At 68.2% G+C, this 13,251-nt stretch carries 13 protein-coding genes; 3 read left to right on the forward strand and 10 right to left on the reverse strand.

Annotated elements, in window-relative coordinates:
- Positions 1-8 precede the first annotated feature (8 nt).
- The 4 genes from K0O62_RS28245 to K0O62_RS28260 form a co-directional block, all read right to left on the reverse strand.
- Positions 9-461 (reverse strand): DUF5078 domain-containing protein, encoded by a 453-nt coding sequence (locus tag K0O62_RS28245; RefSeq protein WP_073859513.1) that lies wholly within the window; start codon positions 459-461, stop codon positions 9-11.
- Positions 458-811, reverse strand: a complete 354-nt coding sequence (locus K0O62_RS28250; RefSeq protein WP_234800306.1) for a DUF732 domain-containing protein — start codon at positions 809-811, stop codon at positions 458-460. The genes K0O62_RS28245 and K0O62_RS28250 overlap by 4 nt, the downstream gene beginning before the upstream one ends.
- Complete coding sequence (locus tag K0O62_RS28255; RefSeq protein ID WP_220045484.1) at positions 812-3,691, reverse strand: MMPL/RND family transporter; 2,880 nt, start codon at positions 3,689-3,691, stop codon at positions 812-814.
- 61 nt (positions 3,692-3,752) lie between these two features.
- Positions 3,753-4,217, reverse strand: a complete 465-nt coding sequence (locus K0O62_RS28260) for an MmpS family transport accessory protein (protein ID WP_165777152.1) — start codon at positions 4,215-4,217, stop codon at positions 3,753-3,755.
- A 166-nt stretch (positions 4,218-4,383) separates the two neighbouring features.
- Here K0O62_RS28260 and K0O62_RS28265 point away from each other — a divergent pair, with 166 nt between their 5' ends.
- A complete protein-coding gene (locus K0O62_RS28265; RefSeq protein WP_425561806.1) occupies positions 4,384-4,974 on the forward strand; it encodes a TetR/AcrR family transcriptional regulator in 591 nt (196 codons plus the stop codon).
- Here the strand turns inward: K0O62_RS28265 and K0O62_RS28270 are convergent.
- Positions 4,971-5,522, reverse strand: coding sequence for a hypothetical protein (locus K0O62_RS28270; RefSeq protein WP_073859754.1), 552 nt, complete (start codon positions 5,520-5,522; stop codon positions 4,971-4,973). The genes K0O62_RS28265 and K0O62_RS28270 overlap by 4 nt on opposite strands.
- 100 nt (positions 5,523-5,622) lie before the next feature.
- On the opposite strand from K0O62_RS28270, the gene K0O62_RS28275 reads away from it, so the two are divergent.
- On the forward strand, positions 5,623-6,444 hold the full coding sequence (locus tag K0O62_RS28275) for a mycofactocin-coupled SDR family oxidoreductase (protein ID WP_073859755.1): 822 nt from the start codon (positions 5,623-5,625) through the stop codon (positions 6,442-6,444).
- Between the two features lie 9 nt (positions 6,445-6,453).
- Here K0O62_RS28275 and K0O62_RS28280 read toward each other — a convergent pair whose 3' ends face one another.
- Entirely contained in the window at positions 6,454-7,950 is a 1,497-nt protein-coding gene (locus K0O62_RS28280) for a potassium/proton antiporter (protein ID WP_073859757.1), read from the reverse strand.
- Between the two features lie 31 nt (positions 7,951-7,981).
- Between K0O62_RS28280 and K0O62_RS28285 the strand changes: the two genes are divergently transcribed.
- Positions 7,982-8,605: a potassium channel family protein gene (locus tag K0O62_RS28285; protein ID WP_073859777.1), complete on the forward strand. Its 624-nt coding sequence runs from the start codon at positions 7,982-7,984 to the stop codon at positions 8,603-8,605.
- A 2-nt stretch (positions 8,606-8,607) separates the two neighbouring features.
- Here K0O62_RS28285 and K0O62_RS28290 read toward each other — a convergent pair whose 3' ends face one another.
- The 4 genes from K0O62_RS28290 to K0O62_RS28305 all read right to left on the reverse strand — a co-directional run bounded on the left by K0O62_RS28290 (position 8,608) and on the right by K0O62_RS28305 (position 13,244).
- Complete coding sequence (locus K0O62_RS28290) at positions 8,608-11,397, reverse strand: helix-turn-helix transcriptional regulator (RefSeq protein ID WP_073859759.1); 2,790 nt, start codon at positions 11,395-11,397, stop codon at positions 8,608-8,610.
- 11 nt (positions 11,398-11,408) lie between these two features.
- Positions 11,409-12,164 carry an SDR family oxidoreductase gene (locus tag K0O62_RS28295; RefSeq protein ID WP_073859761.1) on the reverse strand — a complete coding sequence of 252 codons (756 nt, stop codon included), beginning with the start codon at positions 12,162-12,164 and terminating at the stop codon, positions 11,409-11,411.
- Positions 12,155-12,892 (reverse strand): SDR family oxidoreductase, encoded by a 738-nt coding sequence (locus K0O62_RS28300; protein WP_073859762.1) that lies wholly within the window; start codon positions 12,890-12,892, stop codon positions 12,155-12,157. Before K0O62_RS28300 ends, K0O62_RS28295 begins: the two co-directional genes overlap by 10 nt.
- A gap of 61 nt (positions 12,893-12,953) precedes the next feature.
- Positions 12,954-13,244: a cupin domain-containing protein gene (locus K0O62_RS28305; protein WP_073859764.1), complete on the reverse strand. Its 291-nt coding sequence runs from the start codon at positions 13,242-13,244 to the stop codon at positions 12,954-12,956.
- Positions 13,245-13,251 lie beyond the last annotated feature (7 nt).

Raw genomic sequence — 13,251 nt, forward strand, 5'->3', positions numbered from 1 at the left:
GTGCCGGGTCACCACACCCAGACCGACATGTCGTCGGGCGGGTAGTTCATGCAGACCTTGGTGGATGCCGCCACGACGCCTTTGTTGTTGAAGAAGATCTTGGCCCAGTTTGGCCAGTTCCAGGACAGCTGTTCGTAGAAGGCGTTGGTGGCGGTGTCCTCGGAGTACTGGCGGCGGCCGGCGTAGTCCATGGCGAAGAACCAGTGGATGCGGTCCTGGACGGCGCGGTGTACCTCCGGTGACTTGTTGTTGTAGTCGATCATGTAGCGCTCGTAGTAGACCGGGTTGGTGTCGCGGGTGGCGGCCAGGATCTGCTCGGCGGTGCACGGGGTGTGCAGGATCTTGTTGGGGATGGGGTAGTTGTCGGTGGCGTCGGCCGATGCGGTCGCCGGCGCCAGCGTCAGGGCAGCGGCCGCAGCCAGAGTCGCCAGGCTGTACTTCTTGAACGTCTTGAGTGTCATGGCTTTTCCCTTCGGTCCCACTGTGCGGTGAGCAGAACGCGCTTGTCGGGGCAGTAGTAGTTCATCGCAGCGCCCAGGAACTGCCAGGCCTGTTCGGTGCTGCTGCCGCGCTGCAGCTGATCGGAGACGAATTTCGCCGAGTCGCGGGCGTTGAGGTCCACCCCGCGGTCGAGGCGTTTGCAGGCGATCTTGCCGATCCAGGCGTTGTAGTCCTTCTGCCCGTAGATGCCGTAGCTCTGCAGTTCCTTGGCGAAGGCGGTGTCCGGGTCGGCCTGCGCCGGCGCGGCCAGGGCCACCGCCGCAACCGAGGCGACCCCGGCGGTCAGCACCGCCAACTTGGTTCTCAACACTCAGACCCCTTGCTTCGTTTCCTGTTTGGGCCAGTCCACCGGCACCGGGCGCTCACGCACCCGTTGCGGCCACCAGAACCACTTACCCATCAGCGCGGCGATCGACGGCGTCATGAACGCCCGGATCACCAGGGTGTCGAACAGCAGGCCCAGACCGATGGTGGTGCCCACCTGGCCGATCACGGTCAGTTCACTGACCGCCATCGACATCATGGTGAACGCGAACACCAGACCCGCGGCCGTCACGACCTGCCCACTGCCGCCCATGGCCCGGATGATGCCGGTGTTCAGGCCCGCGTGGATCTCTTCCTTCAACCGGGCGACCAGCAGCAGGTTGTAGTCCGCCCCGACGGCCAACAGGATGATCACGGCCATCGGAAGCACCATCCAGTGCAACGGAATTCCGATCAGGTGCTGCCAGACCAGTACCGAGAGCCCAAACGCCGAACCCAGCGAGACCACCACCGTGCCGACGATCACCGCGGCGGCCACGATGCTGCGGGTGATGATCAGCATGATGATGAAGATCAGCCCGATGGACGCGATCCCGGCGATGATCAGATCCCAGTTCGCGCCGTCCTGCATGTCCTTGAAGGTCGCCGCGGTGCCACCGAGATAGATCTTCGAGCCCTCCAGCGGGGTGCCCTTGATGGCCTCCTTCGCGGCGAGCTTGATCGAGTCGATGCGCTTGATGCCCTCCGCGCTCAACGGATCTCCGTCATGGCTGATGATGAAGCGCACCGCGTGCCCGTCGGGGGACAGGAAGTTCTTCATGCCGCGCTTGAAGTCTTCGTTCTGGAAGGTTTCCGGCGGCAGATAGAAGGAGTCGTCGTTCTGCGCGGCGTCGAAGGCCTCACCCATGGCCGACGAATTGTCCTGCATCGCCGACATCTGATCCTGTATGCCCTTCTGGGTCTGATACATGGTCAGCATGTAGGTGCGCATGTTCTTCATCGTCGCGATCATCGACGGCATCAGCGCGACCATCTGCGGCATCAACGCATCGAGGCGCTCCATGTCCGGGATGATGTCCTCGATGCCGTCGGTCATCACGTCGATGCCGTCGAGGGTGTCGAAGATCGAGCGCAGCGCCCAGCAGCCGGGAATGTTGAAGCAGTGCGGTTCCCAGTAGAAGTAGTTGCGCATCGGCCGGAAGAAATCGTCGAAATTCGAGATGTTGTCCCGCAATTCGGCGATGTCGAGCGTCATGTCCTTCATCTTGCCGACCATCGAATGCGTGACGGCGGCCATCTGCACGGTGATGGCGCTCATCTTTTCCATGTTGGTGATGGTCGTCAGCATGTCGTCGGCCTGCTTGAGCATGTTGGCCATCATGTCCTGCTGGTACTTCTCGTTCATTTTCTGCGTGGTGCCCTGCATGCTGATCTGGAACGGGATCGAGGTGTGCTCGATCGGGGTTCCCTGCGGGCGGGTGATGGCCTGCACCCGGCCGACGCCCTCGGTGCGGAAGATCGCCTTGGCGATCTTGTCGATCACCAGGAAGTCCGCCGAGTTACGCAGATCGTGATCGCTTTCCACCAGCAGCAGTTCCGGGTTCATCCGGGCCTGCGAGAAGTGCCGGTCGGCCGCCGCGTAACCCTCGTTCGCGGGCAGGTCGGACGGCAGGTACGCGCGGTCGTTGTAGTTGGTCTGGTAGCCCGGCAATGCCAGCAGGCCGACCATGGTGACCGCGATGGTGCTGACCAGGATGGGACCGGGCCAGCGCACCACGGCCGCGCCGATCTTGCGCCACCCGCGGGTGCGCATTGCCCGCTTGGGCTCCAGCAGGTTGCCGAAACGGGTGGCCACGGTGATGATCGCGGCCCCCATGGTGAGGGCCACCAGCACCACGACGGTCATACCCACGGCCAGCGGGATGCCCAGCGTCACGAAGTACGGCATGTTCGTGAAGTGCAGGCAGAAGGTGGCGCCGGCGATGGTCAGGCCCGAGCCGAGCACCACATGGGCGGTGCCGTGGAACATGGTGTAGTACGCCGATTCCCGGTCCTCACCGGCGGACCTGGCCTCCTGATATCGGCCCAGCAGGAAGATGGCGTAGTCGGTGGACGCCGCGATCGCCAGCGTGACCAACAGACTGGTGGCGAACGTCGAGAGGCCGATGATCTCGTGGTAGCCCAGGAAGGCCACCACGCCCCGGGCGGCCAGCAACGACATCAGCACCATGAAGATGGTGATCAGCATCGTGAGGAACGATCGGTAGATCAGCAGCAGCATCACGATGATGACGGTGAAGGTGAGCGCCTCGATCATCCGCATACTGCGGTCACCGGCGATCTGCTGATCGGCGGCCAGCGCCGCGGGTCCGGTCACGAAGACCTTCAGCCCGGGCGGGGTCTGCATGCCGTAGACGATGTCCTGGACGGCCTCGATGGACTCGTTGGCCAGCGCTTCGCCCTGGTTACCCGCGGTGTACACCTGCACGTAGGTGGCCTGGCCGTCGGAGCTCTGCGCGCCGGCCGCGGTCAGCGGATCGCCCCAGAAGTCCTGCACGTGCTGGACGTGGAACGGATCGGCCTCCAGCTTGGCGATCATGTCCTTGTAGAAGTCGCGATCGGCCTCGTCGAGTTTCCGGTCGGCTTCCAGCACGACCATGATCGAGCTGTCGGAGGTGAACTCCTCGAACACGGTGCCGACCCGCTTGGTCGCGATCACCGACGGGGCGTTGTTCGGGCTCATCGAGACCGAGCGCAGCTGCCCGACCTCTTCGAGCTGCGGGACCGACACGTTCAGGAAGCCGATCAGCACCACCCAGCCGATGATGATCGGCAGGGCCAGGGTGCGAACCCATTTGGCGATGCCACCGCGGCGCGGGGGCTGGGTGACCGGGATGGTGTCCGTCCGCAGTTCGTCTACGCTCATGCGGCCACCTCGCAGGCTCGGGCGCCGCATTCAGTGCCGATGATTCGCTCGCGTTGCTCGCTCATGCGGACTTGACCAGGCAATAGGTGTGCGCGCCGACGCCGTTGACGGTGCGCTCGTCCTTCACCTCGTCATCGACGGTGATCCGGCAGGACAGCGTGCTGCCGTCACCCTGGCCGGAGATGGTCGGGAACACCGACGGTGCGGTGGTGCTCAAGGTGATCTCCCAGGGCAGGGTGACGTTGTCGGCGCGCACCGGTTTGGCGTCCAGATCCATGTAGTTCACGTTCGCCGTGGCGCCGGGCTCGCCCCACACCTCGTACTTGACCACCTTCGGGTCGAAGGGCTCGGTGTCATCGGAGGCACTGTTCTCGGTGGAGATGTAGCCCGGGCCGGTGCCGAAGAAGGTCCGCACCCGCATCACGGTGAACGTCGCCACCAGCACCACCGCCACGATGACCAGTGGTATCCAAACCCGCTTCAGCACGTTCACCGTGGGCACGCCATCTCGTTGTAGGCCTTTCATGCAGCGTTGCTAACCGGCTGCAGCCCGGTTAGCCATATGGCTAAGCTAGTACAAGTCAGGCGGCTAGAAAATGTGACGGGGACAACTTATCCGCCGCATTGCGGCCCGCGGCATGTCAAAGTGTCCGGAATGTCGCGTCGATGATCGGGATGACGAGAAGGAAGGGATGACGATGGCCAAGCCGGTGTCGCAGCGCGGGTTCGCGCGCGAGCGGGTGATCGAGGCCGCGCTGTCCCTGTTCGCCGAGCGCGGCGTCAACGGCACCTCGTTGCAGATGATCGCCGATCACCTCGGGGTGCGGAAGGCCGCGATCTACTACCAGTTCCACACCAAGGACGACATCGTGCTGGCCGTGGTCCGGCCGGTGTTCGACGATATGGCCCGGCTGGTCCGCATCGCCGAGTCCATCACCTCCGCCGAGTCGCGCCGCGACGCGACCATCAGCGGATTCGTCGAACTCGCCGTGCGGCACCGCCGCATCGGGTCGCTGTTCTACGGGGACCCCGCCGTCATCTCGCTGGTGCGGTCGCATCAGGAGTTCGAGGACATCACCGACAGCCTGCGCGAACTGCTGATCGGCGCCACCCACGATGTCGGCACCCGGGTCGCGATCACCATGATCACCGCGGGCGTCTTCGGCAGCACCGCCGAGCCCCATCTGCAGGACATCTCCGACGTCGACCTGCACCGCTTCCTACTGGACTGCGCCCAGAACCTGCTGCGCGCACCGCAATCGGCCGCCACCCCGTCCGGCTAACTGCCACCCACCTCGGCCGGCAGCGGCGGCGGCAACGGCGTCGTCGATGTCCTGGTCGCCGATGTCGAGGTGGGGGCGGTTGACGTCGTGCTGGACGTCGTCGTCGACGAGGTGACCGTCGGCTGAGCGGTACGGCCGGGCTCGTGCACATCGAACAGCTGCTCGTCGCGGATCACCTTCGAGCCCGAACTGATCACCAGCGAGTCGGAGGTGACGGTGTAGGACAGGCCGTCGTTCTTGGCCACGTACCCGTCCCCGGTCGCGGTGGCCGGCAACACCAGCCGGGCGCCGTCGCGCACCCGCACACCCCGGTACTGGTAGGAGCCGTCGGACTGTTGGCAGATGGCGACCCGCGAACTGTCCGTGCTGCCGAAGATGACCGCGGTGGCCGGCGACGCACAGCGCGCCGTGGACTCCACGTAGCCCCGGCTGTCGGACTCGGGGACGGCCGCGGCCGACGGGGACAGCACCAGGACCGCGGCACCCGCCGCGGCAGCCACGCCCAGATAGAAGGTGGGCGAACCCAGAGAAAACCTTGTAGCAGACATCGATCCCAGCTGACCACGACTGTGCGCGCGGGGCCACCACCTATACGGACCCACAACAGAATCGTTAGCGCTTCGTAGCGGTGTGGCGCAGGCTGTCGGTATGACCGCACTCCACGGCAGGCTCGCACTCATCACCGGCGGTGCCCGCGGGCAGGGCCGCGCCCACGCGATCACCCTGGCCCGAGCGGGCGCCGACATCATCTTCTGCGATGTCGCCGCCCAGATCGAGGAGGTCGACTACCCGCTGCCGACTCCGGCCGACGTCCAGGACACCGTCCGCGCCGTCGAAGCCGAGGGCCGGCGCTGCCTCGCGCTCACCGGCGACGTCCGGGATCTGGCCGCCATGCAGAAGGTGGCCGACACCGCACTCGAGCAGTTCGGCCGCCTCGACATCGTGATCGCGAACGCCGGGATCGCCAGCGGGTCGCCGTTGGCGACGATGACCGAACGGCGCTGGCGGACCATGATCGACGTCAACCTGACGGGGGTCTTCAACACCTTCCGCGCCGTGCTGCCGCATCTGATCGACCAGGGCACCGGCGGACGCCTGATCGCCACCGCCTCCAGCGTGGCGAGGTCCGGTGCCCGCGACGCAGCCCATTACGCGGCCGCCAAGGCCGGGGTCGTCGCACTGGTGCGCTCGCTGGCCTACGAGGTCGCCGAGCACGGCATCACCGTCAACGCACTGCTGCCCTCGGGCGTGGACACCCCGATGATCCACAACCCGCAGACCTACCGGGTGATCCGTCCGGACCTGGCCGACCCCGAACGCGCCGATGTCGAGGAGGTCTTCGCCAAGGGCCGTCCCCGCCCCGGACTGCTGTCGCCCGAGGATGTCGCCAACGCGGTGCTGTATCTGGTTTCCGATCAGGGCCGGCTGCGCACCGGTGACACCCTGGCCCTGGCCAACGGACTGGACTGAGCCGCAGGGCTATTCGAGGTTGCCGTACTCGTCGAACCAGTGCGCCAGCCTGCCCCGGCGGCTCACCGCACGCAACCGCGCCTCGGCCGCGGCCCGCATCTTGCTGGTGGTCACGATCAACAACTCGTCCCCGGTCGCGATCCGGGTGTCCGGCAGCGGCACGAAGGTGTGCCCGTTGCGGATGATCAAGGTGATCACCGCCGGGTCGGGTAACCGCAGTTCCAGAATGGTGACGTTGTGCAACCGCGACGGCGACTGCACCTTCATGGTGAGCAGTTCGGCGTCGAGCACGTCCAGCGGCGCCGCCTCCACCTGGATCTCGCGGGTCACCTCCCCGCTGGTCAGCCCGAGCAACCCGGCCACCAGCCGCAGGCTCGGGGCCTGGATCAGCGTGAAGATCACCACCAGGATGAAGACGATGTTGAGCAGCCGGGAACTGCCGGTCACCCCGGCGACGATCGGGAACGTCGCCAGCACGATGGGGACCGCGCCGCGCAGGCCGGCCCAGGACAGGAACAGCTGCTCCCGCAACGGAACACCGAATCCGATCAGCGACACCGCGACCGACACCGGACGGGCCACCAGCAGCAGCACCAGGCCGATGACGATGGCCGGCACGATGTCGCCGGCCAGTTCGGTGGGGCGCACCAGCAGCCCCAGCACCACGAACAACCCGATCTGTGCCAGCCAGCCCAACCCCTCGGCGAACGAGCGGGTGGCGGATCGGTGCGGCAGGCCCGAGTTCGCGAGCACCACCGCGGCCAGATAGGCGGCCAGGAATCCGCTGGCATGCACGCTGCCCGCCGCGGCGAAGGCCACCACACCCAGCCCGAAGGTGGCGATCGGGTACAGGCCGGAGGCCGGCAACGCGATGCGCCGCAACGTCACTGCACCGAGAAGCCCGGTGCCCAAACCGATCACGGCGCCGGCCAGGAGTTCGAAGCCGATCTCGCCAAGGGTGCCGGCCGGCTCGAACACGAACGGCACCACGCTGAACATCAGCACCAGGATGACCGCCGGCGCATCGTTGAAACCGGATTCGGCCTCCAGCAATCCGGCCAGCCGGCGCGGCAACGGGAGCACCCGCAGCACCGAGAAGACCGCCGCGGCATCGGTCGAGGACACGATGGCGCCCAGCAGCAGGGCCAGCTGCCAATCGAAGTCGAGCAGAAAATGCGCTCCGGCGGCGGTGATCGCGGTGCTCACCAGCACGCCGACGGTCGCCAGCGCCCCGGCCGGCGCGAGCACCCTACGGATATCGGCGAACCTGGTGGTCAGACCGCCCTCGACCAGGATCACCGCCAGCGCGGCGGTGCAGATGTTGCGGGCCATCTCGATGCTGTCGAAATCCAGCCCCAGCCCGTCGTGGCCGAGCACCATCCCGACCAACAGGAAGAACAACAGCGCCGGGAAACCCACCCGCGTCGCGACCCGGGTGCCGACGATGCTGGCGAGCAGCACCAGACCCCCGATCAGCATCGCCAGGTAGAGCTCGTGCAGGGTCATACGTCAAGATATCGAGGTGGCCGTACGCAAGATGCGGATCGGAATAGCCGGCGCCGGCAACGTCGGCCGGTCGGTCGCGCAGGAGCTGCTCGACTACGGGCACAAGGTGCTGCTGATCGAACGGGAGCGGCGCCGTTTCGAACCGCACACCGTGCCCGCAGCGGACTGGCTGCTCGCCGATGCGTGCGAGTTGTCCGCCCTGCAGGAGGCCGGTGCGCAGACCTGCGACGTGATGATCGCCGCCACCGGCGACGACAGGGCGAACCTGGTGGTCGGTCTGCTCGCCAAGACCGAGTTCGCGGTGCCCCGGGTGGTCGCGCGGATCAACGACATCGACAATCAGTGGCTGTTCAGTCAGGACTGGGGCATCGACGTGGCGGTGTCCACCCCGGGGGCGCTGGCCGCCGGAGTGGAGGGCGCCATCGACGTCGGGCACCTGATCCGGTTGATGGGCCTGCGCGAGGGCCGCGCCGCACTGACCAAACTGACTCTGCCACAAGATAACCCGCTCATCGGTCAGCGGGTGGACCAACTGGACCTGCCCGGTAACACCGCGCTGGTGACGCTGCTGCGCGGCAACACCGTCCTGGTTCCGCGGCCCGAGGACACCTTCGAGGCCGGCGATGAGCTGCTGCTGATCGGCGGCGACACCTGAGGTCAGCCCGGCAGGGCGCGGGTGCGCAGCTGCCGGCGTGAGGTGATCCCGAGCTTGACGAACACCTTGCGTAGATGCCACTCCACGGTATGCGTGCTGATGAACAACTGTGCGCCGATCTCCTGGTTGGTCAGTCCGTCCGCGGCCAGCCGGGCGATCTGAGATTCCTGCGCGGTCAATTGGTCTCCGGAGGCGACCGGTTGTTTGCGGACCTTCGCACCGCCGGCCACCAGTTCCCGGCGGGCCCGGTCGGCGAAGGCCTGAGCGCCCATCCGGGTGAACATGTCATGCGCCCGGCCCAGGTGGGCCCGGGCGTCGCTGCGCCGGTTCGCCCGGCGCAGCCATTCGCCGTAGCTCAGGTGGCTGCGGGCGAGCTGGGCCACCGCACTGCTGCGCTCGAACCGCGCGATCGCCTCGGTGAACAACCGGTCGGCGTCCTCGTCGTCGGCGAGCAGCGCCTGGGCCTTGGCCACCGCACCCAGCCCGGAGTCGGTTCCGCTGGTACCGGCTCGTGCTTCCAGCGCCCGGGCGGCGTGGCGCGCGATGTCCAGTTCGCCGAGATGCGCTGCGGATTCCACCAATTCGGTCAGACACCAGCCGCCGAATCCCAGGTTGAGATACTCGACGGAGCGGTTTGCCGCCGCGAACGCCTCGTCGTAGCGGCCCATCCCGTTGTAGAGCACCGCCGTGCAGAATCCGGCCACGTCCAGCAGCCGGCCCTCGCGCCGGCGGGTCCCGTCGGCGGCCGCCGCCTCGATCAGGCCGACCGCGTCGGCCGGGGTTCCACGCCAGGCCGCCAGGTGCAGCCGGTGGTACTTGATCAGCCGGTACCCGGTGGCCGCCGAGATCGCGTCGGCCTCGTCGAGATAATTGGCGGCGGCGCCGAATTCTCCTTCCAGCACACAGGTTCCGGCCCGGAAAGCCAGGGCTGCCGGCAGGACGGTCAGTGCCCCGGTGTCGCGGGCGAACCGCACCATCACCGCGGCCATCCGGCGGTTCACCTCCTCATCCCAGAGTTCACCGCCCACGGACTCCTGCACGATGGGGAACGCCAGGGACAGCATGCTCAGCGCCCCGGCATCGTTGCGCCGGGCCTGTTCGCACCATAGGTCCAGTGCCGTGCGCAGGGATCGGCTGCCGGCGCCCGGCCCGTCGATGATCAGTTCGGCGACGCCGCTGAGCAGGTGGTCGATCGGCCGGTGGATCTGGGTGACCTTGCCGATGGCGGTGCGCGCGGCCCCGGCGACGCGTTCGATCGCCCCGGGTTCGCCGTGTGAGCCGGCGAACATGGTCGCCGCGAGCGCCTCCAGATAGGTGTCCCGGGCCAGTTCGTCATCGAGACCGTCCAGGCCGCGGGCGGCCGCCAGCAGTCCGGCCGCCGCATCGGCCACCTGCGGCGCACCGAGGTCACCGCCGCGGCTGCGGCTGAACTCCATCTGTGCCCGCAACCGGGTGACCTGCGCGCGTTGCAGAGCGGTCAGCGGGCACAGTTCGGCCGAGGCCAGCAGGTCCTGCGCCGCCGCCGGTGCGGCCGCGTCACGTTTGGCCTGGGCGGCCGCCAGCGCCCGGGAGCCGCGCCGGGCCGGATCCGAGGTGAGCACCGCGGCGCGTTCCAGGAAGGCCGCCGCGGCCGCGACACCGCCGCGGTTGTGCGCCCGCCCGGCCGAGGTCTCCAGGTCCGCGGCCACCTCGTCGTCGGGACCCGCCGACGCGTTCGCCGCATGCCAGGCCCGCCGGTCCGGGTCCGATGCGGGATCGGTGGCCGCCGCCAGCGCGCCGTGCACCGCCCGGCGCTCGGCGACGGTGGCCGCCAGGTAGGCGGCCGAGCGCATCAGCGGATGATGGAACCGCATCCGCGGACCGAATTCGATGATCCCGGCGTCCTCTGCGGGCCCGAGGGCATCCACCGGGATGCCGAGATACGCTGCGGCGCGCAGGAACAGCGCCGCGTCGCCGACGGGCTCGGCGGCGGCCGCCAGCACCAGCTGCCGGGTCGGCGCGGGCAGCGCCTTGATCCGGGACACGAACCGTTCTTCGAGTCTGCCCGCCGAGTGATGGGTGCCCGAAGCGAATCCGCCGGCCAGTTCGGCGGCCGACAGGTTGCGGGGCAGTTCCAGCAGCGCCAGCGGGATTCCCCGGGTCTCGGCGATGTAGCGGTCGCGGATCCGTTCATCGAGGCGTCCGGGCATCACCGATTCGAGCAGTTCGCGGGCGCCGGTGTCGTCCAATCCCGCGATCGGCAGCTGCGGTAGGCCGGGCAGCACCGGGGCCCCGCCGTCACGGAGGCCGAACACCAACGCCACCGGTTCGGCGAGCAGGCGCCGGGCCACGAAGCCCAGCGTCTGCACCGATACCTCGTCGAGCCATTGCACGTCGTCGACCAGGCACAGCACCGGCTGGGTGTCGGCGGCCGACGCCAGCAGGCTCAGTACCGCAAGGCCGACCAGGAAGCGGTCGGGGGCGGGCCCGGCACCCAGGCCGAAGGCCACGTCGAGGGCTTCGCGCTGGGGTCCCGGCAGGTCGTCGAGGCGATCGAGCAGCGGCCCGCAGAGTTGCTGCAACCCGGCGAACGCCAGTTCCATATCGGATTGGATGCCCGCGACCCGGGTGACCCGGAATCCGTCGGCCTGCGCCGACAGGTATTGCAGCAGGGCGGTTTTGCCGACGCCCGGCTCACCGTGCAACACCAGGACCCGACTGTCACCGGAGCGGGCTGCGGCCAGCACCTCGCGCAGTGCCTCGCATTCCCGATCGCGCCCGCGAAGCACCGGCCCGTGCCTCTCACCCGGCATGCTTGAGCATGCTATCCACCGATCCGGCCCAGCAACCAGTCTTCCAACCGGGTTTCGAACCGGATCGCCGTGCGGGACGGGAGCAGGGTGCGTTCCCGGATACCGATACCCCAGTACGGCGCCGCCGGATCTCCGAGTACGCGGCGGCGGTCGCCCCGGGTGAGGAACGCGATGCGCACGATCTCGTCGAGCCGGTAGGTGCGCGGTCCGCTGACCTCGAGAACACCGCCGATCGGGTCACCGACGGCGGCGATGACGACCGCCTCGGCGGCGTCGGCGCGGGCGATCGGGCTGACCAGTACCGGCGGTAGCCGCACGACCTCACCGACGGTGCCGTATTCGGCGACGGTGTCCAGGAATTCGAAGAAGCCGGTGGCGCGCACGATGGTGTGCGGTACCGGGCCCGCGGCGATCAGCTTCTCCTGCAACAGCTTCGCGGCGAAGTACCCCTTGCCGAGTGCCAGCAGATCGACGCCCACCACCGACAGCACCACGTGGTGGCGGATTCCCGCGGTCACCTCGGCCGCCAGCAGGTTCACTGTCGAGGTGGCGAAGAACTCGCGCGCCACCGCATCGTCGTGCGACGGTGCGTCGGTGGCGTCGACCACGGTGGTGGCACCGCGCAGCGCCTCGGGCAATCCGGTTCCGGTGACGGTGTCGACCCCGGTCCCCCTGGCCGCGATCACCGCGTCATGACCGATGTCGGTCAGACCGCGCACGACCAGCGAGCCCACCCTGCCGGTGCCGCCGACGACGACTATGCGCACCAGTCGGCGAAGGTGGTCTCGAAGATGACGGCGTCGCCGAGGGGCACGATGCTGCGGTCGTCGATGACCGCGCCGAAGTAGGGAGCCGCGGGGTCGGTGACGACCTGCCGGGCGTCGCCCTTGGCGGCCAGCCCGGTCCGGACGAAGTCGTCCATCCCGATCCGTTGCGGGCCGGCGATCTCGCGGGGCCCGTTGACCGGGGTGCCGGCGGCGGCCCGGGCGACGGCGGTGGCGACGTCCTCGGCCGCGATCGGCTGCATGGCGGCGTGCGGGAGCCGGATCACGTCGCCGTCGGTGGCCGATCCGGCGATGGCATCGACGAATTCGTAGAACTGGGTGGCCCGCACGATGGTGTGCGGGACGCCCGATTCGGTGATGAGTTTCTCCTGGGCGACCTTGGCCCGCATGTACCCGCTGTCGGGGACGCCGGCCGCACCCACCACCGACAGCGCCACATGGTGGCCGACACCCTGCTCGCGCTCGGCGGCCAGCAGATTGCGGGTGGAGGTGGTGAAGAACGCCAGCACATCGTCGTCGGCGAAGGACGGCGAATTGGTGACGTCGACGACGACGTCGGCGCCGGTCAGCGCCGCGGCCACGCCGTCACCAGAGATGGTGTCCACGCCCGTGCGCGGGGACACCCCGACCGCGTCGTGGCCGAGTTCGGTGAGCTTGGCGACGACCTTGGAACCGATCAGCCCGGTGCCGCCGATGATGACGATTTTCATGTCTTCAGCGTGCGCGCCGGGGCGGCGGGTGCAAACCCTTGAAAGTCCGTAGTCCGGTGGCTCAGCGGAGCCGCTCGACCTCGATGAAGACCACCGGGTCGGTGCTTCCCCGGTTCTCCACCTGGTGCTCCACCCCCGCGCTGCGGGTGTAGCTGACACCCGTCTGCAGATGCGCCGGCGTCGCGGTACCGTCGGGGGTGACCACGTGCATGGTCGCGTCGCGCAGCGGGACCACCACATAGTCGTGGTCGTGGCGGTGCATGGGGATCGCGCCGCCGGGTTCGATGGTCCACCGGGTGACCCGGAACCGCCCGTCGTCGCTCTGTATTTCGCCGTGAGATCCCGTACTCATCCGGCGA

It is taken from the genome of Mycolicibacterium diernhoferi, from assembly GCF_019456655.1.
Classification (GTDB): domain Bacteria; phylum Actinomycetota; class Actinomycetes; order Mycobacteriales; family Mycobacteriaceae; genus Mycobacterium; species Mycobacterium diernhoferi.